24 protein-coding genes are annotated in these 23,667 nt (G+C 55.7%); 3 read left to right on the top strand and 21 right to left on the bottom strand.

The annotated features are described in order from the left end of the window. Window positions 1–19: 19 nt before the first annotated feature. From NAT21_RS13540 to nrdR, 7 genes are all read right to left on the bottom strand, one after another. Window positions 20–493 carry a phosphatidylglycerophosphatase A family protein gene (locus NAT21_RS13540; protein ID WP_250939238.1) on the bottom strand — a complete coding sequence of 158 codons (474 nt, stop codon included), beginning with the start codon at window positions 491–493 and terminating at the stop codon, window positions 20–22. Then, window positions 490–1,515, bottom strand: a complete 1,026-nt coding sequence (thiL, locus tag NAT21_RS13535; protein WP_250939237.1) for a thiamine-phosphate kinase — start codon at window positions 1,513–1,515, stop codon at window positions 490–492. The genes NAT21_RS13540 and thiL overlap by 4 nt, the downstream gene beginning before the upstream one ends. Then, window positions 1,487–1,993, bottom strand: coding sequence for a transcription antitermination factor NusB (nusB, locus tag NAT21_RS13530; protein WP_250939236.1), 507 nt, complete (start codon window positions 1,991–1,993; stop codon window positions 1,487–1,489). The genes thiL and nusB overlap by 29 nt, the downstream gene beginning before the upstream one ends. Continuing rightward, on the bottom strand, window positions 1,990–2,487 hold the full coding sequence (gene ribH, locus NAT21_RS13525; protein ID WP_250939234.1) for a 6,7-dimethyl-8-ribityllumazine synthase: 498 nt from the start codon (window positions 2,485–2,487) through the stop codon (window positions 1,990–1,992). The genes nusB and ribH overlap by 4 nt, the downstream gene beginning before the upstream one ends. A gap of 64 nt (window positions 2,488–2,551) precedes the next feature. Continuing rightward, complete coding sequence (gene ribBA, locus NAT21_RS13520; RefSeq protein WP_250939232.1) at window positions 2,552–3,697, bottom strand: bifunctional 3,4-dihydroxy-2-butanone-4-phosphate synthase/GTP cyclohydrolase II; 1,146 nt, start codon at window positions 3,695–3,697, stop codon at window positions 2,552–2,554. Between the two features lie 88 nt (window positions 3,698–3,785). Further along, window positions 3,786–4,931: a bifunctional diaminohydroxyphosphoribosylaminopyrimidine deaminase/5-amino-6-(5-phosphoribosylamino)uracil reductase RibD gene (ribD, locus tag NAT21_RS13515; RefSeq protein WP_250939230.1), complete on the bottom strand. Its 1,146-nt coding sequence runs from the start codon at window positions 4,929–4,931 to the stop codon at window positions 3,786–3,788. An 81-nt stretch (window positions 4,932–5,012) separates the two neighbouring features. Continuing rightward, the gene (gene nrdR / locus NAT21_RS13510) at window positions 5,013–5,471 is read right to left on the bottom strand and encodes a transcriptional regulator NrdR (protein WP_250939380.1); all 459 of its coding nucleotides are present in this window, start codon (window positions 5,469–5,471) and stop codon (window positions 5,013–5,015) included. Window positions 5,472–5,652: 181 nt separating this feature from the next. Here nrdR and NAT21_RS13505 point away from each other — a divergent pair, with 181 nt between their 5' ends. Next, on the top strand, window positions 5,653–5,913 hold the full coding sequence (locus NAT21_RS13505; RefSeq protein ID WP_250939228.1) for a hypothetical protein: 261 nt from the start codon (window positions 5,653–5,655) through the stop codon (window positions 5,911–5,913). An 85-nt stretch (window positions 5,914–5,998) separates the two neighbouring features. Beyond that, window positions 5,999–6,247 carry a GlsB/YeaQ/YmgE family stress response membrane protein gene (locus NAT21_RS13500; RefSeq protein ID WP_250939226.1) on the top strand — a complete coding sequence of 83 codons (249 nt, stop codon included), beginning with the start codon at window positions 5,999–6,001 and terminating at the stop codon, window positions 6,245–6,247. A gap of 66 nt (window positions 6,248–6,313) precedes the next feature. Here NAT21_RS13500 and NAT21_RS13495 read toward each other — a convergent pair whose 3' ends face one another. After that, window positions 6,314–7,306, bottom strand: coding sequence for a TerC family protein (locus NAT21_RS13495; RefSeq protein WP_250939223.1), 993 nt, complete (start codon window positions 7,304–7,306; stop codon window positions 6,314–6,316). Window positions 7,307–7,614: 308 nt separating this feature from the next. Here NAT21_RS13495 and NAT21_RS13490 point away from each other — a divergent pair, with 308 nt between their 5' ends. Beyond that, the gene (locus tag NAT21_RS13490) at window positions 7,615–9,375 is read left to right on the top strand and encodes a sugar phosphorylase (protein WP_250939222.1); all 1,761 of its coding nucleotides are present in this window, start codon (window positions 7,615–7,617) and stop codon (window positions 9,373–9,375) included. 57 nt (window positions 9,376–9,432) lie between these two features. Here NAT21_RS13490 and NAT21_RS13485 read toward each other — a convergent pair whose 3' ends face one another. The 13 genes from NAT21_RS13485 to NAT21_RS13425 all read right to left on the bottom strand — a co-directional run bounded on the left by NAT21_RS13485 (window position 9,433) and on the right by NAT21_RS13425 (window position 23,654). Further along, window positions 9,433–10,653 carry a glycosyltransferase family protein gene (locus tag NAT21_RS13485; RefSeq protein ID WP_250939219.1) on the bottom strand — a complete coding sequence of 407 codons (1,221 nt, stop codon included), beginning with the start codon at window positions 10,651–10,653 and terminating at the stop codon, window positions 9,433–9,435. Continuing rightward, entirely contained in the window at window positions 10,646–11,482 is an 837-nt protein-coding gene (locus NAT21_RS13480) for an HAD-IIB family hydrolase (RefSeq protein WP_250939217.1), read from the bottom strand. Before NAT21_RS13480 ends, NAT21_RS13485 begins: the two co-directional genes overlap by 8 nt. A 98-nt stretch (window positions 11,483–11,580) precedes the next feature. After that, window positions 11,581–12,495, bottom strand: a complete 915-nt coding sequence (locus NAT21_RS13475) for a 2-dehydro-3-deoxygalactonokinase (protein WP_250939215.1) — start codon at window positions 12,493–12,495, stop codon at window positions 11,581–11,583. After that, on the bottom strand, window positions 12,492–13,163 hold the full coding sequence (locus tag NAT21_RS13470; RefSeq protein WP_250939214.1) for a 2-dehydro-3-deoxy-6-phosphogalactonate aldolase: 672 nt from the start codon (window positions 13,161–13,163) through the stop codon (window positions 12,492–12,494). The genes NAT21_RS13475 and NAT21_RS13470 overlap by 4 nt, the downstream gene beginning before the upstream one ends. 63 nt (window positions 13,164–13,226) lie before the next feature. Next, window positions 13,227–14,375: a galactonate dehydratase gene (gene dgoD / locus NAT21_RS13465; protein ID WP_250939212.1), complete on the bottom strand. Its 1,149-nt coding sequence runs from the start codon at window positions 14,373–14,375 to the stop codon at window positions 13,227–13,229. Between the two features lie 57 nt (window positions 14,376–14,432). Then, the gene (locus NAT21_RS13460) at window positions 14,433–15,152 is read right to left on the bottom strand and encodes a FadR/GntR family transcriptional regulator (protein WP_250939211.1); all 720 of its coding nucleotides are present in this window, start codon (window positions 15,150–15,152) and stop codon (window positions 14,433–14,435) included. A gap of 855 nt (window positions 15,153–16,007) precedes the next feature. After that, entirely contained in the window at window positions 16,008–16,823 is an 816-nt protein-coding gene (gene cysQ / locus NAT21_RS13455; protein ID WP_250939210.1) for a 3'(2'),5'-bisphosphate nucleotidase CysQ, read from the bottom strand. Window positions 16,824–16,850: 27 nt separating this feature from the next. Beyond that, the gene (gene kdsA / locus NAT21_RS13450; protein WP_250939209.1) at window positions 16,851–17,699 is read right to left on the bottom strand and encodes a 3-deoxy-8-phosphooctulonate synthase; all 849 of its coding nucleotides are present in this window, start codon (window positions 17,697–17,699) and stop codon (window positions 16,851–16,853) included. Between the two features lie 84 nt (window positions 17,700–17,783). After that, window positions 17,784–18,713: a lysylphosphatidylglycerol synthase transmembrane domain-containing protein gene (locus NAT21_RS13445; RefSeq protein ID WP_250939208.1), complete on the bottom strand. Its 930-nt coding sequence runs from the start codon at window positions 18,711–18,713 to the stop codon at window positions 17,784–17,786. A 2-nt stretch (window positions 18,714–18,715) separates the two neighbouring features. After that, a complete protein-coding gene (locus NAT21_RS13440) occupies window positions 18,716–19,081 on the bottom strand; it encodes a GtrA family protein (RefSeq protein ID WP_250939207.1) in 366 nt (121 codons plus the stop codon). Window positions 19,082–19,116: 35 nt separating this feature from the next. Continuing rightward, entirely contained in the window at window positions 19,117–20,415 is a 1,299-nt protein-coding gene (locus NAT21_RS13435) for an NAD(P)/FAD-dependent oxidoreductase (RefSeq protein WP_250939206.1), read from the bottom strand. Beyond that, window positions 20,415–21,356, bottom strand: a complete 942-nt coding sequence (locus NAT21_RS13430; RefSeq protein WP_250939205.1) for an NAD-dependent epimerase/dehydratase family protein — start codon at window positions 21,354–21,356, stop codon at window positions 20,415–20,417. Before NAT21_RS13430 ends, NAT21_RS13435 begins: the two co-directional genes overlap by 1 nt. 9 nt (window positions 21,357–21,365) lie before the next feature. Further along, a complete protein-coding gene (locus NAT21_RS13425) occupies window positions 21,366–23,654 on the bottom strand; it encodes a hypothetical protein (protein ID WP_250939204.1) in 2,289 nt (762 codons plus the stop codon). Window positions 23,655–23,667 lie beyond the last annotated feature (13 nt).

Here is a 23,667-nt window from a genome sequence, read left to right as displayed (position 1 = left end):
CAGAGACAGACAGCACCGGCTAGTGAAGCCAGAACCACAAATGCATGGTGCTCCAGGCGTACACGCCTGCCAGCACATCATCGAACATGATGCCAAAGCCACCAGCCACCCGGCGGTCTACCGTCCGAATGGGCCAGGGCTTGATCACGTCAAACACACGAAAAATGGCAAATCCCCACAGGGCGGCCTGCCATGAAAATGGCACGGCCGCCATGGTCAGCCAGTACCCGACAAACTCGTCCCATACGATGCCTGAATGGTCATGCACCCCCAGGTCCCGGGAGGTTCGTCCACACAGATAAATGCCCACAATCATCGCCACCAGCACCACCAGCAGGTAGGTCGGCAGTGATAGAAAGCTCAACATCCAGTAAAAGGGAATCGCGGCAAGGGTTCCGAAGGTGCCGGGGGCGAACGGGGCCGCACCACTGCCCAGCCCGAAGGCCAGGAAATGAATCGGATTGCGCCAGATACTTTTTGGTACAGGCGTCATGAGGCGTCTCCTGCGAAGTGCTGCCAGCCACCGGCAGATGACGGCCCGCCATGAATCCCGGCAGTGGACGTGCACTCCCCGATGGGATAAAGCTTGCCGCCAATCGATGACATTGCCTCGTTGGCTACATCCCACTGCCCCGGCGCAATAGCCAGCAACAGTTCGTAATCATCACCACCATGCCAGACGGCAGCATCTCGGGCGGACTCGGTAGCCGTTGCCAGATCGGGGGCGACAGGTACGGAAGGCATCAACTGCGCCCCCACACCACTGGCCAGACACAGATGCCCCAGATCAGCCCACAGGCCGTCGGAAATATCGAGCCCGGCCGACACCAGGCCTCGCAGGCATTGTCCGGCGGCCACGCGAGGCTCCGGCAGAAGATACGCCGCAATCAGAGGGTGGCCCATGTCGCGTTGCCCCTGCTGCCATAGTTCAAGCCCGCCATGCGCCCCGCCAATCGGGCCGGTGACAGCCAGCACATCTCCAGGACGAGCACCATGGCGACTGATGAGTTCACCGGCAGGTACTTCACCCATCACGGTAATACTGATCGACAGGGGCCCACGCGTCACATCGCCGCCTACCAGCGTAATGCCGTGCCGGTCAGCCAGCCGATGCAACCCGGAGGCAAAGTCATCCAGCCACTCGGCGTCGGCATCGGGTAGCGTCAGGGCAAGTGTATACCAGCGTGGCACCGCCCCCATGGCGGCAAGGTCGCTCAGATTGACGGCAAGGGCACGATGCCCGATGGCGTCCGCTGGCGCGTCGGCCGGGAAGTGCACACCCACATTGGAGGTATCCGCGCTGACCACCAGCTGATGGTCCGGACGCGGTGCCAGCACGGCACCATCATCACCGGGACCAAGCACCACGCCGGCAGCATCCTGCTCGTGGCGGGCGTAGCCGTCTGCATCACGCGAACCCAGGGCTCGCACGAAACAGCGCTTGATCAGGTCAAACTCGCCGAGAGCCGCCATCGTCAGCAGGCGATCAACGGCGACGCGCCTTGACTTCAGCACTACGCAGCTGAAGGGCCAGGCGGTCGAGAATGGAATTCACAAACTTGTGGCCATCGGTGGCACCAAAGGACTTGGCAAGCTCCACGCCTTCATTGATGGCCACGCGGTAAGGCACTTCAAGGCGCTTGGCAAGTTCGTAGGCTCCCAGCCGTAGAATCGCCAGCTCGACCTGATCAAGCTCGTCGAGCTTGCGGTCCAGAAGCGGCGAAATCAGCTGGTCAATCTCGGCCTTGAAGCGGGATACGCCCTGCAACAGCTCACGAAACAGCGCGATATCGGCAATTTTCATGACCTCGGCCCAGTTCTCATGAGCAGGCATGTCATCGTCCGGCAACTGGGCGCGAAATTCGGCTTCCAGCTGTGAAATCGGCTTGTCGGTCATTTGCCACTGGTAGAGACACTGTACAGCCAGTTCCCGCGCTGCCCGACGTGCCAGCTGTGCCTTCGAGGGCGCCTTCTGGGGCCTTGGCTGACTCACGCATCACCTCCGATACGCATACCGCCCAACTGACGCAGCAGCGACACCATTTCCATTGCTGCCATGGCCGCTTCCGCGCCCTTGTTGCCTGCCTTGGTACCGGAGCGCTCGATGGCCTGCTCGATGGTATTGACGGTCAGTACGCCATTGGCTATCGGTGTGTCGAATTCAAGCTGCAGCGTATTCATCGCGCTGTTGCACTGACCGGCAATATGTTCGAAGTGCGGCGTACCACCACGGATCACGGCGCCCAGTGCAATGACCGCATCAGGCTCCAGAAAGGTCAGGGCCCGCTTGACCGCCAGAGGCAGCTCCCATGCGCCAGGCACATGGATCAGGTCGATGTTTTCTTCACTGACGCCGTGGCGCACCAGGGCATCAACTGCTCCTTCCACCAGGCTATCCACGACGTGATGGTTGAAACGGCCCACGACGATGGCATAACGCCCGTCGATCTCGGTGAAACGGCCTTCTACTTGAGCAATAGGTTGCATGACACGTATTCCTTGACCGCGGCAACAGCAGGCCGCGGTTCGATGATCCGGTGATAAAGGGAGGCTATTCTACCGGTTGTTGGCCGTCGAGGGTATCGCCACCAAGCTGTTCTATGACTTCAAGGTCAAAACCGGACAGGGCCGAGAAGCGCCAGGGCGAACTGAGCAGTCGCATTTTACCGACACCCAGGTTCCGAAGAATCTGCGCGCCCGTCCCGATGGTCAGGTAACTGCCGCTGCCGTCGGATACGTTATCGCGGGGAACGCGCGTACGTTCAAAAAAGACGTCCAGCTGGTCCTTGAGATCTCCGCCGGTGCTGCGAGTATCCAGCAGCACCATCACGCCCTGCTCGGCCCTGGCCACTTCCATCAGGGCTTCCTGCGCATTCCATCCGGTACGTTGACCACTGCGTTTCAGCATCAACAGATCACGCAGCGGGTCTGATACATGCACCCGAACCGTGGTGATCGTATCCGGCGTCGGCGTCCCCTTGACCAGGGCCAGATGATGGGTATCCAGCGTAGTGTCAAAAAAGCGGTGCAGCCGAAATTCGCCCAGCGTGGTCTCGACGACTTCCTCACCGGCAGGCTCGACCGTTTTCTCGTTCATCATCCGGTAGTGGATCAGATCCGCGATGGTTCCGATGCGAATGCCGTGCGCCTCGGCAAAGACTTCAAGCTCGGGGCGACGCGCCATGGAGCCGTCATCGTTCATGATTTCACAGATGACGCCGGTAGGTGAAAACCCGGCCATGGCCGCCAGGTCACATGCGGCCTCGGTATGGCCGGCACGACGAAGTACGCCACCCTCCTCGGCCATCAACGGAAACACATGCCCCGGCTGAACGATATCATCGGCCCGAGCACCACGGGCCGCCGCCGCCCGAACGGTACGCGCTCGATCCGCCGCGGAAATCCCGGTACTTACCCCGGTGGCCGCCTCGATGGAAACGGTAAACTTGGTGCCAAAGCCCGACCCGTTGCGCTTGACCATCAGATCCAGGCCCAGCCGCTCGCACTGGTCACGATGCATCGGCATGCAGATCAGCCCACAGGCATGACGCGCCATGAAATTGATATGGCTGGCCTCGACGCACTCGGCCGCCATGATGATGTCACCTTCGTTCTCGCGATCCTCATCATCCATGAGAATCACCATCTTGCCTTGCCGAATGTCGTCGACCAGGTCCTGAATGCGTGAAAGGGCCATGCTTGCTCCTTGTCGGGCTGTGAACGCCACACCGGCGGACAGCCTACCTGCCGGGCGGCCGGGCTGCCAACCTTGCAGCAATACCGGGTTACCCCTGTATACGGGGCCGGGCGAGAATACGCCAGTCGTCACCGAACGCACGAACATCTTCGATATGAAGATGACGCTGATGTGCCATGGCAGTCATGCCCGCCATCGAAAACAGCGGACGAGCCTCGGGCCCGAGCAGTGTCGGCGCCATGAAAAGATGCATCTCATCAACCAGACCGGCCTCCAGCGCTGCGCCGGCCAGCGTGGCGCCGGTTTCAAGCAGGATGTCATTGCAGGCTTCCTGCTGACCCAGATAGCGCCACAGCGCCTCAAGATCCACCTGGCCATCCGGGGTTGCCGGCAGAACAATACAACTGGCACCAGCACGTTCCAGCACCTGCCGCTTTGTCTCATCGGTGGAAATCGTTGCGATCAGCGTGCGACCGGGCTCGCTCAGGCAACGGGCTGCCACCGGCATTCGAAGATGGGTGTCCACAACCACACGAAGCGGCTGACGGTAAGGTCGACCCACAGGCACGGGCACCGCTGGCTCACCCGCCTCGGGCAGGCGCACGGTGAGGCGGCTATCGTCGTACAGGATAGAATCAATGCCGGTCACCACGGCGCTGGACAGTGCACGCAGGCGTTGCACCTCATCACGGGCCGCCGGGCCGGTAATCCACTGGGACTCCCCGCTGGCCATCGCGGTGCGGCCATCCATGCTCATGGCCATCTTGAGGCGCGTAAAGGGCCGACGTCCCGTCATTCGTGCCACAAACCCTCGGTTCAGGGCCATGGCATCGGCTTCAAGCACCCCACGCACAATCTCGATACCTGCATCTTCACACATTCTGAAGCCACGTCCGGCGACCTGCGGATTGGGGTCCTGCATGGCCACCACCAGCCGGACAATACCGGCATCGACAAGCGCCTGAGAACAGGGTGGCGTGCGACCGTGATGCGAGCACGGCTCCAGCGTTACATAAGCGGTAGCACCGCGCGCCTGGTCTCCTGCATCGTGCAGGGCGTTGACTTCTGCATGGTTCTCTCCCACCCAAAGGTGCCAGCCCTCGCCCACAATCTGGCCATCCCTGACCAGCACGCAGCCGACGCACGGATTGGGAGCGGTAGTGTAGCGGCCTCGTTCTGCCAGCCGCAGGGCGTGCGCCATATAGAGAGCGTCCATTTCAAACTGACCGGACATTACAGTGGGTTCCTGAAAGCAGGCGACGCATTCACGTGCGCCGCCTGAATAAACAAATGAGCTTTCTGCGACAACGTGTCGCTATGAAAGGTCGCCGGTTAAGCGTTCAATTTCCGCTCGGAATTCGTCCAGATCCTGAAACCGACGATAGACCGAGGCAAATCGAATATAGGCCACCTGATCCAGTCGCCGAAGCTGCTCCATGACCTGCTCGCCGACAATGCGCGCCGCCACTTCACGTTCGCCGCGCGCCCGCAGGTTCTGACGGATGCGAAGTATGGCTGCTTCAATGCTCTCGGCGCTGACCGGTCGCTTTTCCAGCGAGCGCATCATGCCGGCACGCAGCTTGTCTTCATCAAAGCTTTCACGTGACCCGTCGCCCTTGATGATGCGCGGCATGATCAGTTCGGCGGTTTCATAGGTAGTAAAGCGCTCGCCACAGGCCAGGCACTGGCGGCGGCGACGCACCTGGTCACCGTCGGCTACCAGACGGGAGTCGGAGACCTTGGTTTCGTGTGTACCGCAAAATGGACAGTGCATCGGCAGACTTCCGATGAAAAAAAGAGAAAACAGCCCGGGCAGGGCCTGAACGCTACCAGCCCCCGAGCCACGATGAGGCTCATTGTAACCGCCCGGGCCCCGTGGGGAAAATTGCGTCACTGTGCATCAATGCATATTGCGCCGGAATTGATTCAACACACTTCTGCTCAAGGAGCATTTCATGGATATTCTTTCCTGGTTTTTTACCGGCATTCTGACCGGCCTGATGTTTAACGTGGTGGTACCACAACGCATCATGCTCGGTTTTCTGGGCAGCATGGGGGCCGGCGCCCTCGGTGGCACGGGGCTTGCCTTCATCGCGTCGCTGGCAGGCCTTCTGCCGGAAGGTGAATTCAGCCAGCTGGGGATTGCCCTGGCCTTTGCCGGAGCCATGGGACTCAACATGCTGTCCTGCATATTTCGTCTGTCGACGGGCCGCTGACGTCGACAAGGCCACACCTACCGCGTATCTTGCTGGCAGGTGCTGACATCTGTCAGCACCGCCCTGGACTGACACGGAGGTGAGTATGGGCATTATCGCATGGATTGTATTTGGCCTGATTGCAGGCGCTATCGCCAAACTGCTGATGCCGGGCAAGGATCCGGGTGGCTTCATCATCACGATCGTCATCGGTATCCTGGGTGCCGTGGTCGGAGGCTGGATCGGTACCGCACTCGGCATGGGCGGTGTCAGCGGGTTCAACTTCGGCAGCTTTGTCGTCGCGGTGCTCGGTGCCATTGTACTGCTGGTGCTTTATCGCGTCGTTCGTCGCTGATCGAGTACCCGCTGAATGAAAACGCCCGGCCAAAATGGCCGGGCGTTTTCATTACAGAACAATAACTCAGGAGGCTGCGCGCTTGTCCTTTCTGCTTTTGGCAAGGCTGGCCACCGTGGTGATGATCAGCACGCCAATGATAATCGACAGGGACAGCCAGGTGGAAATATGCGGCACCCAGGTAATCGACTCGCCATTATTGAGAAACGGCAGCGTGTTTTCCGACATGGCATGAAAGACAAGCTTGACCCCGATGAATGCCAGGATCGCTGACAGCCCGACCCCCAGGTACACCAGCCGGTCCAGCAGGCCACCCAGCAGAAAATACAGCTGCAGCAGGCCCAGCAGGGCAAAGGCATTGGTGGTAAAGACAATGTAGGGTTCCTGCGTCAGGCCATAAATCGCCGGGATCGAGTCCAGTGCAAACAGTACATCGGTCAGTCCCAGCGCCAGCACAACCAGAAACAGCGGTGTCATGACCCGCTTGCCGTTTTCCCTGGTGAACAGGGCATTGCCATGAAACTGCTCCGTCATCGACAAATGTTTCTCGGCAAACTTCACGATCAGATTCGGCTCGTATTCCTCTTCTTCCTTGCCATGCGCCATGCTTTCCATTGCCAGCTTGACCGCGGTATACAAAAGGAACAGGCCAAAGATGTAGAACACCCAGCTGAATTCGTTGATGGCAGCCGCCCCGACAGCGATGAAGATACCGCGCAGGACAAGAGCAATGATAATACCGATCAGCAGGGCTTTCTGTTGGTACTGCCGTGGCACATTGAATTTCGCCATGATGATGGCAAAGACAAAGAGGTTATCCACCGACAGGCTTTTCTCGGTGATGAAGCCCGCCAGAAACTCCCCGCCGTGGCCGTGGCCCCAGAAGCGCCAGACACCGGCACAGAACACCAGGGCCAACGCAATATAAAACAGCGACCAGAGCGCTGCCTCCTTCATGGAAGGCGTATGGGCCTTGCGGGTATGTGCAAGAAAATCAAATAGAAACAGGGCGGCAAAGCCCCCGATGGTTACTTCCCAGATCCAGGCAGGTACATGCACAGCACATTACTCCGGTGAGTCAAAAAAAATCCGACACCTGGCCGGACCGGCTACCGGAGGTCTCTCCCGCAGCCCTGAGGCTGCCAAAGGCACCGGGGGGTTAACCCGTGATGACGGCACCTTCGCGCGTGACAAGCACGACCTGGAATACTCCCCTCCTGACGCTCGGCAAGTCTCCATGAGTCCTTATCCACATGCAAGGTGCTTCAGCTTAATACCTGGCCAATGGTCGTACAGGGCCTTTTGCCGGGCTACAGTAAAAGGGCAGCAAGACGCCATCCATAACAACAAGGCACCAGGAGCTTCCCATGGGCGCACGTGAATACACGGTTTCCCCATTATCCGAAGATGCATTTACCGACCGGGCACGAACACTGCTTGAATATGTGTACGGCGAAGAGCGCTCTGAATCCATACTTCGCCGCCTTTTGCAGCTGATTGACGGCTATCGTGGTCACTTCGACAATACACCGCGACCGCTGTGGAGCGAAAAGAGCCAGTTTCTCATTACCTACGGCGATACGATCAAGTCGGCCGATGCCGAGATTTTTCCGCTTGATGAGCTGCATCGTTTCCTGAACGAGCGGCTGTCCGACACCTTCAGTGCGGTCCATATCCTGCCCTTCTTCTCCTGGAGCTCGGACGACGGATTTTCCATCAAGCATTATCGGGAAGTCAGTCCTGATCTTGGCGGCTGGTCGGATGTGCGTCGCATAGCCGAAGGGCACAACCTGATGGTGGATCTGGTCATCAACCATGTGTCCAGGGAGTCCCTGTGGTTTGCCGACTACATTGCCGGGACGCAACCCGGTCGTGACTACTTCATCGAGCTGCCTCCCGAGACCGACGTATCGCTGGTGACTCGCCCGCGCAACACTCCCCTGCTGGTGCCGGTATCCACCCGGCGTGGCACTCGCCATGTCTGGGCGACCTTTTCCGAAGACCAGATCGATCTGAACTTTGACAACCCCGATGTACTGATCGAAATGTTCGGCGTACTGCTTGGTTACCTGGAACAGGGCACTCGTATCGTGCGCCTGGACGCCATCGCCTTTCTGTGGAAGGAGCTGGGCACACCCTGCATTCACTTGCCCCAGACCCATGCCATTGTGCAGTTGATTCGTGCCCTGTTTGATTATCTGGTACCAGGCGTGCTGCTGATTACCGAAACCAATGTGCCCCATCATGAAAACCTCAGCTACTTTGGCGACGGGGATGAAGCCCATATGGTTTATCAGTTCACGCTGCCGCCACTGCTGGTACATACCCTGACCACCGGCGATGCCGGTCCGCTGACCGAATGGGCTGCTACCCTGCCGCCGCTGCCGCCGGGCTGTACCTACTTCAATTTTACTGCCAGCCACGACGGCATCGGGGTACGTGCCCTGGAGGGCCTGCTGCCGGAACACGATATCAGCCAGATGCTTGAGCTGATGAAGCGTTTTGGCGGGCATGTCAGCATGAAAAGCAGCCCGGATGGCACGGACTCCCCCTACGAAATCAACATCACCTATTTCGACGCCATGAAAGGGACACGCAAGGGAGAAGACCCATGGCAGATCGGACGTTTTCTGTGCAGCCAGACCATCATGCTCGGGCTGCAGGGTATTCCCGGCATGTATCTGCACAGCCTGACGGCCTCAGCCAATGACTACAACGGCGTCCAGCACACCGGCAAGCTACGCAGCATCAATCGGCGCAAATGGCAGCGAGACCAGCTTGAGCCCCTGCTCGACTCCCCCACGACGCCTACCCGCATCGTGTTTGATACCTTGACGAAGCGGCTCCAACTGCGCCGGGAAGAGCCCTGCTTTCACCCGGATACCCCGCAGAAGATCCTCGATATCGCACCTCAGGTCTTTGCCTTCCTGCGCGGCCCTACCAGCGAGGGTCGCAAGCTGCTGGCGCTGCATAACGTATCGGACCAGCCTCAGGTGATAATCCTGCCAGAGGCATTGCAGCACGAATACTGGCGCGATCTGACCGATAACCTGCCGGAACCCAACGCGACGCAACTGTTGCTGAAGCCCTATCGAAGCGCCTGGCTGGTGAACGACGGCCGGCCCTGATCGCCCATGAAAAACGCCTCTTCAGGGGCGTTTTTCATGCTCGGGCAACGAATTGCGTCATACTTCACCGCGATTATCCAGATCCACCGCCTGCTGCATGTGATCCAGAATCGCCGGAAAGGCAGACTGCACACGACTCCAGCTCGGAATGAACGGCTTGTCCCGCGGGTTTTCCAGAAATGCCGCCCCCGCATCCATGATGGCCTGCGCGAAGAGTTCGACGGCCTGCTCCTCGCTGTGGCGGTCTACCTTGAGGCCATTCATCATGGCATCGTTGTAATAGGTTTCGATCAGATCCAGCGCAGTCCGATAATACGTCGCCTTGAGGGTACGGAAATCCTCTTCCTGAATACGTACTCCAAGGGTCGCCAGCTTGCGATACAGCGCCTTGGCGATATCGATGCTCATTCGGTTCAGGCCGCCATTGGCATCGTCTGCCGACAACGGCTGATGCTTGTGATCATAGGTATCGGCAATATCCACCTGACACAGGCGCTTGGTCGAATAGTTCCGGTGCACCTCGGACAGCACGCCAATTTCAAGCCCCCAGTCGCTGGGAATCCGGATGTCGTTCAGCACGTCCGAGCGCATCGAAAACTCACCCGACAACGGGTATCGATAACTGTCCAGATAATCCAGATAATCCAGCGGCCCGTAGAGTTTCTTGAGCGCACGCAGCATCGGCGTCACCATCAGCCGTCCGACGCGGCCGTTCAACCGGCCGCTGGCTACTCGAGCGTAATAGCCCTTGCAGAACTGATAGTTGAACTGGGGATTGGCAATCGGATACATCAGCCGGGCCAGCAGGGAACGGTCATAGGTCACGATATCGCAGTCATGCAGGCCAATCGCCTCGGACTTGCCGGAAGCCAGCGCATAACCGGAGCAGAACCAGACGTTACGCCCCTTCCCGGGCTCCTGCGGCGATAGCCCCTCCTTCGCCAGCTCCTTGTCGATGGCCTTCAGGCGCGGGCCGTCATTCCATAAGATCCGGTGATGCTGGGGCAGGCGGGAGAAAAACTCGCGAGCATGCAGGAACTGGTCCCGATTGGCACGATCAAGCCCGATGATGATCTCACCGATATAATCCACCTTGCTCAGCTCATCAACGATATTCGACAGCGCCGGTCCTTCAAGCTCGGAATAAAGGGACGGAAGAATCAGCCCCATGGGACGTTTTCGAGAGAACTGCCTTAACTCGCTTTCAAGCGCAGCGACCGGCCGGTCGCCCAGGTTATGAAAGTTGGTAATGATGCCATTTTGATAAAAATCACTCATCCAGCGTGCTCCCTTCGAGGCTGATCCAGTGCGTCAATCCTTCATCCCAGCCGGCGGGGCCGGACGCACGGGTGAAATAACAGTGGGCGTTGTCCACCTCAAGCACCTGCCCATGAGGGGCATGAATGGCAACGGCCATATCGCAGGCCTCAAGCATCGAGACATCGTTGGGCCCATCCCCCAGCCCGATCGTACAGGGGCGCTCCTGATGCAGGACCTCACGTCGGGACGTCAGCCAATGAACCGCGCGGCCCTTGCCCGCCTCATCCCCCATGACATGGTAAAACCGCCCGCCACGGGTCAGGGTGAGTCCGAACCCGGTGAGCACCTGCTGAAAATGCACCAGACGTCCGGGAGTATCCTCCCAAACCAGCGGCTCCGATCCCTGACGCTGTTTGGCCAGCGCTGCCCTGTCCCTTGAAAGTGCGGTGCGCTCGGCCACCTCGTCAGTGTCCATATCGCTGAAGCAACGAAAGCTCAGGCCTTCGTTCTCGCGAATAGCGGCCAACACGCTCACGATTCGATCGTGACTGGCCCCCAGAGGAAGGTGCGCCCACTGCTCGGCAGTGGCCGTTTCATCCACACACCATTCGGGAGGAAGAACCACGACACTGCCGTTTTCAACGGTATAGGGGGCGTAAAGGTCCAGTTCATGACGAAGCTGCTCTACTTCAGCTGCCGTTTTACTGGTATTGATGATGACGGGAACAGCCGCATCACGCAGACGTGCAAGCCATGGCTCTGCTGGAGACCAGTCATAGCTTTCGTGGTCCAGCAGCGTCCCGTCCAGGTCGGTATAGATGAGCAGGGGATCATTCAACGAAACCATATATGCGCCTTTGTTTATAATCTTGTCGGCGTCAGCCAATAAGCAGAATAGACGTGAAGCGGCGCAAGGGAAACGTCAACGCATCATGCAGAAAGCCCTCATCTGTGGCGCACGGCCATCAGCGCTCGCACACCCGCCAGAGTCGCAGCATCACTGGATACCATGCGCACTGCAATGCTTCGTCGCAACAGGGCGGTTTCATACAGCGGCGACAGGCCGGAGGCCCCCACCAGTACGATCTCCTGCTCGGCACTCAATGCCCTCATGGCCTCTACTTCCGCCCCGATCAGTACACCGGAGAGAAAGCTGCCTACCTCGTCGGCTTCCAGGCCGGTATACAGATGGCGGCTGCGGGCTTCAAACAGGGCGTGCAGCACTCCCCCCTCACCTTCGGAGCGCTCAAGGCCCAGCCGGAAGGCATCTTCATTCAGCGGCGCATCATCCCGGGCAGGCTCCCCCGGCAGGGTATGAAACCGAACGGCATGATAAAGCTCGCCAGTCATGGCCGTCGTAAACCTTATCAGCGCGTCCCCTGAAAGCGTTGCCCACTTGCTATGGGTTCCCGGCAGACAGAACCAGCAGGCCGATTCGCCCAGCAGCGCCCGCGCGCCGAATATCTGAATTTCTTCACCGCGCATGACATCCACATTGCCACTGGCCTCCGTATCCACCCATTTGGCGCCAGGAATAATCCAGCTGTTCTCCATGCCAGGTGCATCAATGCAGTGATCGGCCAACGACTCGAGCGTTACCGGCAGGGAAAGCTGCGGCGCCTCACGCCAGCCTCGTGCAGCACCCACCATCCCGGCCAGATATACCGGCACATCACCTCCGGCGCGCCACTCACCCAGCTGGCGCGCGCAGTAGTGTGGAAACTCGTCGCGATTCAGCGCCTTGATGCCCGCCTCGGCGCGGCGATCATCAAGGCACTCACCCGTGGCAGCATCCACCAGGAAGGCCCTGAAATTACTGGTCCCCCAATCCACCACAATATAGCGCGGGGCCTGACTCACTGATCACACTCCCGTTGCTGGGCTTCAACCTGACCGGCCAGCTCCTGCAGGCGATCCCATTCCGCGACAATCTCGCAGGCGGTCTGCCCGACCTCACGTGCCGACCTGCCAGGGGCATACAGCATGCTGCCAAAGCCGAACCCGTTGACGCCTGCGGCGTGCCACTCCCCCATGCTGGTAATGCCGACACCGCCCACGGCCATGACCGGAACGGTCGGCGGCAGTACGGATTTGATGTCCTTCAGAAAATCACAGCCCAGACGCGCCGCGGGAAACAGCTTGAGGCCACTGGCACCATGCTTGATAGCGCTGAACGCCTCGGAGGGTGTTGCGCACCCGATCAGGCTGTAAAGCCCGGCGTCATCGGCTGCTTCAATGACCTCCGGATCCGTATTGGGCGTCACCACCAGCTCACCTCCCATCTCGGCCAGCCGCTTTACATCTGCGGGATGAAGCACCGTACCGGCCCCAACCACCACATCAGCGGGGACACGCTTGATCAGCGTCTCGATGGAAGCCCAGGGCGAGGGAGAATTCAGCGGAACTTCGATCAGCTTGATACCGGCCTCGACCAGTGCATCGCAAACCTCTTCCACCTCGGACGGCTTGATTCCCCGAAGAATCGCGACCAGCGGGCGTGACTTGAGTGCATCATGAAAAGCGGTCATTCACTTGCTCCTGTTCAGGTTTCAAAAGGCCCCGCCGTGACAGGGCCTTTTCACATTCAGTGTTTACCACTCGGCAATGCTGCCATCCTCGTGGGTCCAGACCGGATTACGCCAGCGATGCCCGACCTTTGAGCGCTCCTCGACAAAGGCCTCATCAATTTCGACCCCAAGCCCGGGCCCTTCGGGGATATCCAGATAACCATCGGTAATGGTCAGAGCAGTCTTGTCGACCAGGTAATCCAGGACGTCATTGCCCTTATTGTAGTGGATCCCCATGCTCTGCTCCTGAATGAAGGCGTTGTGCGACACTGCGTCCAGGTGCAGGGAAGCAGCCAGGGTCAACGGCCCCAGCGGGCAGTGAGGGGCCAGCGCCACATCATGGCAGGAGGCAAGCGCGGCAATCTTCATCCCCTCGGAAATACCACCGCAATGTGACAGGTCGGGCTGAATGATGTCGATCATGCCGTCCGCCAACAGGTCACGGAACTGATACCGGGTATGCAACCGTTCCCCGGTCGCCAGGGGATAGCTCAGCCCACCGGCAATGTGCTTGAGCGAGGGTAAATGCTCAGGCAGCACCGGCTCCTCAACAAACATCGGGCGATACGGCTCCAGCTCCTTGAGTAGAATTTTGGCCATGGGCCGGTGCACGCGGCCGTGAAAATCAATGCCGATACCGATATCCATGCCCACTGCCTCGCGCGCCTCGGCGACGCGGGCGACAGCTTCATCCACCTTGGTGTAGCTGTCGACCATGGCCATTTCTGCCGTGCCGTTCATCTTGAACGCCGTAAACCCCTTATCGACCAGCGCCCTTGCACCCGCGCCGACATCCTGGGGCTTGTCCCCACCGGTCCAGGCATACATCCGCATCCTGTCGCGTACCCGCCCACCCAGCAGCTGATACACCGGTACCCCCAGATCACGGCCCTTGAGGTCCCACAGTGCCTGGTCAATTCCGGCAATGGCACTCATCAGAATCGGGCCACCACGGTAAAACCCGGCGCGATACAGGGTATTCCACAGATGCTCGATGCGCCGCGGATCCTGGCCGATCAGATAGTCTTCCAGTTCGTGCACCGCCGCCTGTACCGTCGCGGCACGCCCCTCAATGACAGGCTCTCCCCATCCGTATACACCTTCATCGGTTTCTATCTTCAGAAACAGCCAGCGCGGGGGCACTTGCCAGGTCTTGAGTCGCGTAATCTTCATGGGTACCTCTCAGTAGGTAATAACAGGTCAGCCATCATCCTGGCCGATATCAACACCTCAGAACGCCACGGCATTCGTGGCGAGATCTGCTGCCGTGCGATCCAGCATGGCCTGCGTGGCCTCGCCTGCCTGTCGACGCTCACGCAGGCGAATGGCTTCAAACACGCGACGATGGCACGCGACGCTTTCGAGCAGGCTGTCAGTCGTACGATTGGTGCGGGCCACCTGGGCCAGGATGATGGGTTTCAGTACGTGGGAAAGTTGTGTCCAGATGACGTTATGTGTTGCGGCGTACACCGCTTCATGGAATGCCACATCAAATACGTCAAACAGGGGGTCAATCCGGCCTGCATGAGAGGTATGCCAGGCCGCCTCCATCCCCGAAAGTGCATCTTCGATGGCATGCAGGTCAGCGGCACTGGCCCGCGTTGCGGCTTCCATGGTGACAAACGGCTCAACCGAGGCCCGAAAATCGAGCAGATCCTGCATGTAGAACTGTCCTGCTTCGCTATAAAGCGTCAGCCAGTGCGTAACACGCGGGTCAAGCAGCTGCCATTCTCGAGGATCACGGACCCGAGTCCCCTGCCCGGAAATGCGCACCAGAATGCCGGTATCCGCCAGCGTTTGAAGGGCACTTCGGGCTGTGCTGCGGCTGACGTTATAGGTATGGCAAATATCCACTTCACGAGGCAGAAATTCGCCCGGAGCATATTCACCGGTAAAGATGGAACGCGCCAACTGCTCCAGCAGATCATCACGGTTAAAGGCGCCCTGCATGAGACCAACCCTGTCAGGAAAAGAGCTATAGAAATAACGTATGTCGGACATACTGGCAACCGTTTCAGTCCTGGACAATAGTGGCGTCCATGCATGTCTGACTACAAGACGATCAACACCATACGCCGTAGCTTCTTCTTGACCATGGATAAAATACTGCTCGACAACCTGAAGCACTGTCTCTTTTATTTTAAAAACCAATAAAAAAATGACATAAAAAAAGCCCCTGCAGGGGCTTTTTAATATTAAATCATTCAATCATTCATCAGCACATCTGGCTGATCGGGCTGTGATGGCTACCGCCATGATCATCATGGGTTCTGTCGTTAGCCATGATACCGCCGAAGATTAAAACAAAGAGAAGTACGATGCCGATCTGACCCATGACGAATTACCTCAAACAGAATATTTTGAACAACTTTCTTTTCTGTTGAGTAATCTAGAGGATTTTTTTACTTACATTTATGCCGATATGATTAACATGATACATAATGGATAAATAATACTAACAGAAATTAACGTTTACGATTTTTGAATTCATCAAGTTTTAAACCATTCTATATTAAAGGATGTCATACCAATTATTTTGACCAGACATGCGACCTACAAAAATAATTAAAAAGTAAAAATAAATAACCAGGATACAGGAGCACTTAAAACCAGAACACTGATACCTTTAAAGACAACAGGACTAATCACAGCCATTCTTTAAGCTACACCAGGTCTCATCCACGCTATCAGCGCTGCCTGATGAACAGGATCATCGGATGACAGACACACCATAAAAAATGGCGCCCGAAGGCGCCACGATGCACATGAAGCATGGAGAGTCAGCGCCCGCAGGGGCAATTTCACCTACGAGGCCTCACTGTCATCCAGCGCCCTCACCCACCTGTCAGAAGGCCCGGCATGAACCATGAACCAGGGGTTAAGCAATGACGCCTTCTGGTTGTAGCGCAGGGGTAGCCTTGTTTCGATATTCATCACCTCCCCACCGGCTGCCCGTACCACAGCATGTGCGGCGGCAGTATCCCATTCACAGGTAGGGGCAAAACGCGGATAGAGGTCTGCCTTGCCTTCAGCCACCAGACACAGCTTGATCGAGCTTCCCATGGATACCCGCTCATGAGCAGGCAGACGGGCACAAAAGGCTTCCAGTGCATCGCTGCCATGGCGGCGACTGGCTACCACGTGCCAAGGGGCTGTATCCGGTGCGGGCAGAGGGCGCACCTTGATGGAAATATCGCCTCCTTCCTCGCGTCTGAATGCCCCGATACCCTGCGCACCCCACCAGGTTACGCCCAGCACCGGCGCATGGACGATTCCGAACACGGGTTCACCCTGTGCAATCAGGGCCACATTGAGGGTGAACTCACCGTTCTTGTTGATGAACTCCTTCGTGCCATCCAGGGGATCGATCAAAAAATAACGATCCCACTGGCGGCGCTGCTCAAAGGCTACCTCGGCATCCTCTTCGGAAAGCACGGGTACCTCGGGGAAGTGATGACCCAACAGTGCTACCAGTGCGTGATGAGCCGCCATGTCCGCCTCGGTCAGCGGGCTGTCATCTGCCTTGGTGGCAATATCAAAATCGCGTTGATAAATCGCCAGAACCTGACGCCCCGCCTCGATGACACCCTCGATCAGGGGATCGCGTTGCTGGCTGTCCATTATGAGCACTCCTGAAAAAAGCTTGAATTATCGGGAAGTATCTACTTCGGTGAAGGATTTCACCAGATCATCGATCGCCTTGATCTGTGCAAGAAAAGGCTCAAGCTTCGATAGCGGTAACGCACTCGGACCATCACAGCGGGCATTTTCAGGGTCAGGATGAGCCTCAAGAAAAAGACCTGCCAGACCGGTCGCCATACCAGCACGTGCCAACTCAAGTACCTGGTCGCGACGGCCGCCGGATGCGGCACCCAGCGGATCACGGCACTGAAGGGAGTGAGTTACATCAAAAATGATCGGACGATTGCCTGTCACCCTTTTCATGACACCAAATCCGAGCATATCAACAACCAGATTGTCGTAGCCGAAACTGGCGCCACGCTCGCACAGAATAATCCGGTCATTGCCGCACTCAGTAAACTTGTCCGCCACGTTCTTCATCTGATGCGGGCTCAGAAACTGCGGCTTTTTGACGTTGATCGGTTTGCCGGTTTTTGCCATGGCTTCAACCAGATCAGTCTGGCGGGCCAGAAAGGCTGGCAATTGCAACACATCCAGCACCTCGGCAGCGGGTACGGCCTGCTCGATTTCGTGGATATCGGAGATGACCGGTACGCCGAACTCCTCCTTAACCTTTTGAAGAATACGAAGTCCTTCCTCAAGCCCAGGCCCACGAAACGAGTGGATGGAAGAGCGGTTGGCCTTGTCGAACGAAGCCTTGAACACGTAAGGAATACCAAGCCTTGTTGTCACTTCGACGTAATGCTCGCAGGCCCGAAGGGCAAGGTGCTCGCTCTCGATCACATTAATACCACCGAAGAGCGTAAAAGGCAGATCGTTGCCTGCCTGAACAGTATTCGTAATGGAAAGGTTCATGAATGGTCCTGTAAATACGTTGATATGTTCAAGGCGTGGAATGGTCAGAAAACTGCAGGAATATAGCTTTTGACAAGGCTGACATTATTTTGTGACGCGCCACTCCAGCCAGGCCATGGCCACAATGCCACATACCATTGAAAACCACAGCGTCGAAATCCGTATGCCAATCGCCGCCAGAGTAGCCATGACAATACTGTAACCATGGGACATCACACTGGCAGCGATGACGGCTTCCGTTGACCCAAGGCCACCGGGAATCATGGAAGCTGCCCCGGCCAGCATGGCAAGTGGGTATATCGATATAGCCTCATTCAAAGGAACGCCGACTCCAAGCACATGCAGGAGGTAGACAAGGGACAGTGATGTCATCCCCCAGGCAAGCAGGCCCGCCAGAAAGCAGACCACGACATCGAGCGGTACACACCAGTACCGACAAAGATGAAACCCCTCACGGATCTTTCTGAGCAAAGAAGCAGTGCGCCTGTATCCACGTACACGCAGCCAGCCCACCGCTCTCGACAACCAACGCGGATACAACATCAGCGCTCCGACCAGAGCCAGTAGCACCGCGACGAATAATAGTGCGACGAGAAATGTACCCTTGTCGCCGATAAACAGCGACGCCAGTAAAAGTACCGACAACAGGTCAAAGACACGTTCAAATACAAAAGCGGCCAGAGTCAACTGCGCGGGCACCCCCTCCTTCAAGAGATAACGTGCCCGGACAAGCTCACCGACCTTCCCGGGTGTTGCAGTAAAGGCAAAGCCGGACAGATAGATCAGCCCGCCACGGACTATCGGGTGACCATACCCGGCTCGATGTAAAAGCCAGTGCCATCGCCCATAGCGCACCAGATAGCCCACAAATGACACAAGCATGATGACCACCAGGTGAACACCAAGCGCCGGGAGCCGCTCAAAGAAGGGATTTTGTGAATCGATCCAGACCAGTATCAAAAAATACGTCAACGTCACGGCAAGAAAGGCATGGAAGGGTTTCCGCTGGAACATGTCTAGGCCTTGAATGACAAGTGCTTATGGCCGAGATAACTCGTGAATACGGGAACAAGCACCCCCGTACCATGAGCAATCTCGCGTGCGTACTGCTCAATGCCCATCCAGGGCAATACCGCATTGAACAGCAGCATGCTGATCATCCAGGTTTGTAGAACCGCGACCATATTCACCAGAACAAAGAATAGAACGGACTGATGAAGCTTTCGGGTGCTTTCCCTGAAGACAAATATCTTCGCCAGCACAAAGGCAGTAACCATACCAGTCATGTAGGCGAGAATAATGGCCGACGAAAAATCCATCCACTGATTGTATATAACCCGGCTGCCAAAATTGGCAAGGGCAGCAATGCCACCGGTTATCATAAAACCGATGAACTGCCTTGACCTGAATGCCTGAATCACCGCGTAGCATCCCGAGCCATCTGTCGGCCAAACCCGATACTTTCCGATATGCCACGGTCCTCGGGATAGTAATAGGAGGTATCTGCCACACGCAGCCCCTTCACGGGTAAATTTACCGGCGGAAGGGTATCGAGGTAACCAGGCTCGCATATAGGCTGAGCAAAGCGATATCTGCTTGCTCGAATATCGATGAAATCGTCATCCGTCAGCTTAGGATTGATCTTCTTGAGATAACGCCGAACCTTGTCAATAAAGACGGAATCCTCGTCGGCATACTTGGGATGCTCACCTGGCACATAAAAAGGCACGTAAACCACATGGTCATCAAGCGGTCGAAGGTTGGAGTATTCAACAAGGCCCGGAATATCCATCTCGGGATCATTGATATTTATCCAGAATTTATCACTGACCCGACGACGTAGTTTCGCAATGACACATACGGCGGCAATATTATTTTTGGCCTGATACTGTTCAAGAATATCCTGAGGTAAATCCGGCATGACACGAGAAATATATGGCAATGGGATGGTACTGATCACCTGATCGAAGGGCTCTTCACCACTCCGTGTAACCACACCCTGAACACGATCATTGGCCATGGATACCTTGATTACCGGTGTACTCAAACGGATATCCCCGCCAAGCCGCTCGATTTCCTGTTTCATGGCAGACAGGAATGTTGTTGAGCCTCCCTCCAGATATCCCAGCTTTTCACGAAACAGATCGTACCGTGACCTGCCGATCCTACGTATTCTACTCCAGATCCAGGCTGCAGAAAGATGGGGAGTATGCTCATAAAATTTCAGCTCGAACAGGCTTCGCCAAAGCACGTCATAGGCCTTTTCCCCCACTGCCCGCTTGATCCAGCCAGTCGCTTCGACGTTATCAAGAGGCTTCCAGTCATTACGTTTGGTCGCCAGAAAGGCATGAAGCCCATAACGAAACTTGCTGACAGGACCCAACCCCTTGAACTTCAACAGGGCAACCGGGTTACCCCAATCCTGCAAACGGGACAAATACCAATAGCCCATTCGAGTTTCAACCCACTTCATTTTATCGGCAAGGCCGAGTTCATCCAGCAGCGTGAGAAAATCAGTATCGGACGTACAGTGGAAATGATAATAACGCTCAATATCGAGACCATTGAAATCAAAGGTCGCGGTCATACCTCCCACTCGGTCATCAGCTTCAAAGACCACCGGACGATACCCATCCAGTGCCAGTTGATATGCCACGGCCAGTCCCATGGGGCCCGCACCCAGCACAGCAATCCGTTGTTGTTTATCAGCCACCATTAAAACTCCAGAGTAATATTGCTGTAGCGGTCATCGTTGAACGTTTCCTGCACGGCCTGCCGAAAGGGGGTGGCCTTTACACCAAAAGTGCCTGGCCAGTCCATGACTTCAAACTCGTCTCTGGCAGTCAATGCCTCGAGTTGTTGCGTGGTAAAAGGAGGATTCTTGTCGAAAACAGACCATATGCGCAACAAGGCATAAAAAAGAAAATACGGTATTTTCACAATCAGAGCTTTTGCGCCAGTAGCTCGTTTTATTTCACGAATGATATCGATGTAATCAATCCGTTCGTGTCCCGTAATATTATAAATACCGTCATTAATACGATTTTCGATACAGCTGATGATGACATCACAGAAATCACCAGCATAAAGTGGCTGCCTCATATAACGGCCATGTCCGGGTACAGGAAAAACCGGCACTTTCTTCATGAACCGGGAAAGCCAGCCCAGGTGCTTGCGATCAAACCATCCAAACATCAGGGTAGGCCTCAGAATCGGGCAGGAAATGCCACTCTCCAGAACCATCTGCTCCTGATCCGTTTTACTGCGTGTATAAAAGTCATCTGCCACCGACTCAACCACGGAGGAGCTGATATGCACGAGATATGGCTGCGACGGCTGAGCCTTGATGGCATCAAGCACCAGTTCGGTAGAAGATACATTGTTATCCACAAATTCCTGATACGTGTTCCCCCCGATCTGAGCCTGCAGCATTACAACAATATCAGCCCCCTCAAAGTGAGCCTGCCATTTGCCGGGCCGGGCCAGATCCGCATATTCAGCAACAATATCGGGCTGTACCTGTTGAAGAACCCTGAGATTAGCCTGATGCTTATCAAGCACTACTATATTGCTGTACCCCTTGTCCTTGAGTCGTGCAACAAGGTTCTGCCCCACCAGACCGGCACCACCGGGAAGTATTATTTTTTGCGTATTCATTTTAAGTACTTAACCATTGGAATTTAAATCAACAGGAATGTTGTATTGCGAACATGTCACCAGATTCCCCTGGTAGCGATATGCAAGCCCTAGAGTATAGTGCCCATGCAGATGATCGATTCGGCCTGCCAGCCTGAAACCGGCCTGCGCCAGCAAGGGATTGGAAAAGTGCAGGCCCACATCCGGGCGGCGCATGGGTTTTGTAGCCAATAACAACATCTGTCCGTTTTCAGGTGTCAGCGTTATATAAATGTCATCAGCGAGCTGACCCTTCGACGAAGAAACCGTCAACCATCCCGTCGCACCCAGCAGATCGGAGTCAATGGATGAAAAATTCTCGGGTTGCTTTCCATCTATATCATCCATGCCCCCTTCACACGCCTTTATATTCGCCACATCTGATAAAGTCCGCACCTCAGGCTCTGAAAAGGCATAGACAGTTATCAGGCTTTTATCCGTAGGTACCTTGAGCGAGAAAAAATGAACGGTAACATCCGGTTTCCAGAAACTGACATGCTGTTTAGGCATAATGGAAAAGGAGGTAACACCTTTGTGACTTTCAGATAGCCTCATTCCTGTATAGAGCAGTCCAAAATCAAGCGTGTTCTCAATATCCTGCGAGATCAAAAAAGGCGTTTTTCCCATCCCTGGTATAAACCGGTAATTTTTGACACTGCCATCTATTTTGTTTAGCCGAATATCAACTTCACTTGACTTGAAAAACGTATTGGCCAGCCGGCCCTTCCAGGTCTTGCTGACATCGACAGTCGCAAATAGCGCGTCCTCGGGTACAGGTATAGGCTGCCCAAGCTTGACTTCGGCGCTGCCAACTTCAACTAGCCGGCTATCAAACGGTGCCGATTTTTTATTTAATAACAAAGTGTTATTATCAAAACTAACAGGCGCATAACGAGTAAGCAGCACGGGCCAGCTAGCCCCATCCGCCAGCGAGGGAAGCCTGCTATCAATGGGCTGAATCCTGAATAAAATATTATCCGGCGCATCATCTCCCAGCAGATAGTTGCGATTCAACGCCAGAAGCTCGGGGGTATACGCCGAATAGCTTTGCAGTACTGGCCGTGGAGCCCAGTGATTGCCTGAAGCAATCAGTTCAGCCTGGTCAAATGAATAAATATCGGTCGTGCCTGCAAGCTGCGGAAAGCCTGCCATCTCCTTTAAATCGTTTATTTTTTCATCATACCTTTCATTAAAGAAATCAGGATCAGAAAAACGATACGCCAACCCTTTGACGGCCTTGATGTAATTATCATGGGCCTGCCGTTTATATATCTGAAAGGGTGAAGCGCCATAATGTGAAGCAATATAGGCACCGGCCAAAAATACCAGCACGGCGACACACCAGATTCGTTTACTTAAAGAAGTAGCAGCTATCCAACCAGCACACAGTAATAATACACACGCTGCAGTAGTTGCATGAGCATCATGACGAACAAACCCGGCCTTGAAAGCCAGAAACAGTATCAAGGCAAACAGCAGTGCTGCAAACGAACGCTCACACCAGGTTCTTTTCGCTTCCAGTGCTGCAAACAGCACCACAGCAATGCCGGCAAGTATATAGGTGACAGGCTCGATTATATTACCAGGCTGAGACATTGCCTCGGTATACCCGGTAATGATAGGCAGCATTGCCTGAAAGTAATCAGGCAACGCCGATAATGGCTGGCCGGCAATCGTCCAGAATATAACCATTGCCAGCACTGGCAAGACCAGCACAATCCCGGCCAATAGAAAATCTCTTTTAAGAGCGCAAAATATGAAACTCAGCAAAGAAACTGCAAGACATCCGATCAGGTAGGAGCCCTTCACCAATGGGAGCAAGCCAAATGCCGTAAATAGGGAAGCTACCAGAAGGTAGTGTACTTGCCTTGCTCTATCACCTAAGGCCCTTTCACCAGCCACTTCACGAACGGATAGACCCGCTAACAGCGTATAAAAGAACATCATTCCATCACTGGAATAAAAGCACCCTGCAAATAAAAGCAGCATGATCACGCCGCCAGTAATAGCCCGCTTTTTCAGGTTTACGTAAAGAGCCAAAAAAAGCATTAGCGTAAAATATAATGATCCCCCTAGCATCAAACCATCGGTTACAGGATGATAAAGATGCGTTTTTATAGATGCGTAAGGTCCGTAAGTGAAAACGATATTCTGACCAAATACGAGGCTCTGAGCCACGGCTTGATTCATTCCCAATGCCCAAGAAGGATCAAGACCGACTACAGGCATACCAGGAAAAAAAGGAACCCAGGCAAGTACAAGAGTTATAAAAACCAACATCCATATAAATCTT

It is taken from the genome of Larsenimonas rhizosphaerae (assembly GCF_023700005.1).
Taxonomy (GTDB): domain Bacteria; phylum Pseudomonadota; class Gammaproteobacteria; order Pseudomonadales; family Halomonadaceae; genus Larsenimonas; species Larsenimonas rhizosphaerae.
The sequence above is the reverse complement of the archived record's forward strand: the minus strand, read 5'-3'. Positions and strand labels throughout refer to the sequence as shown.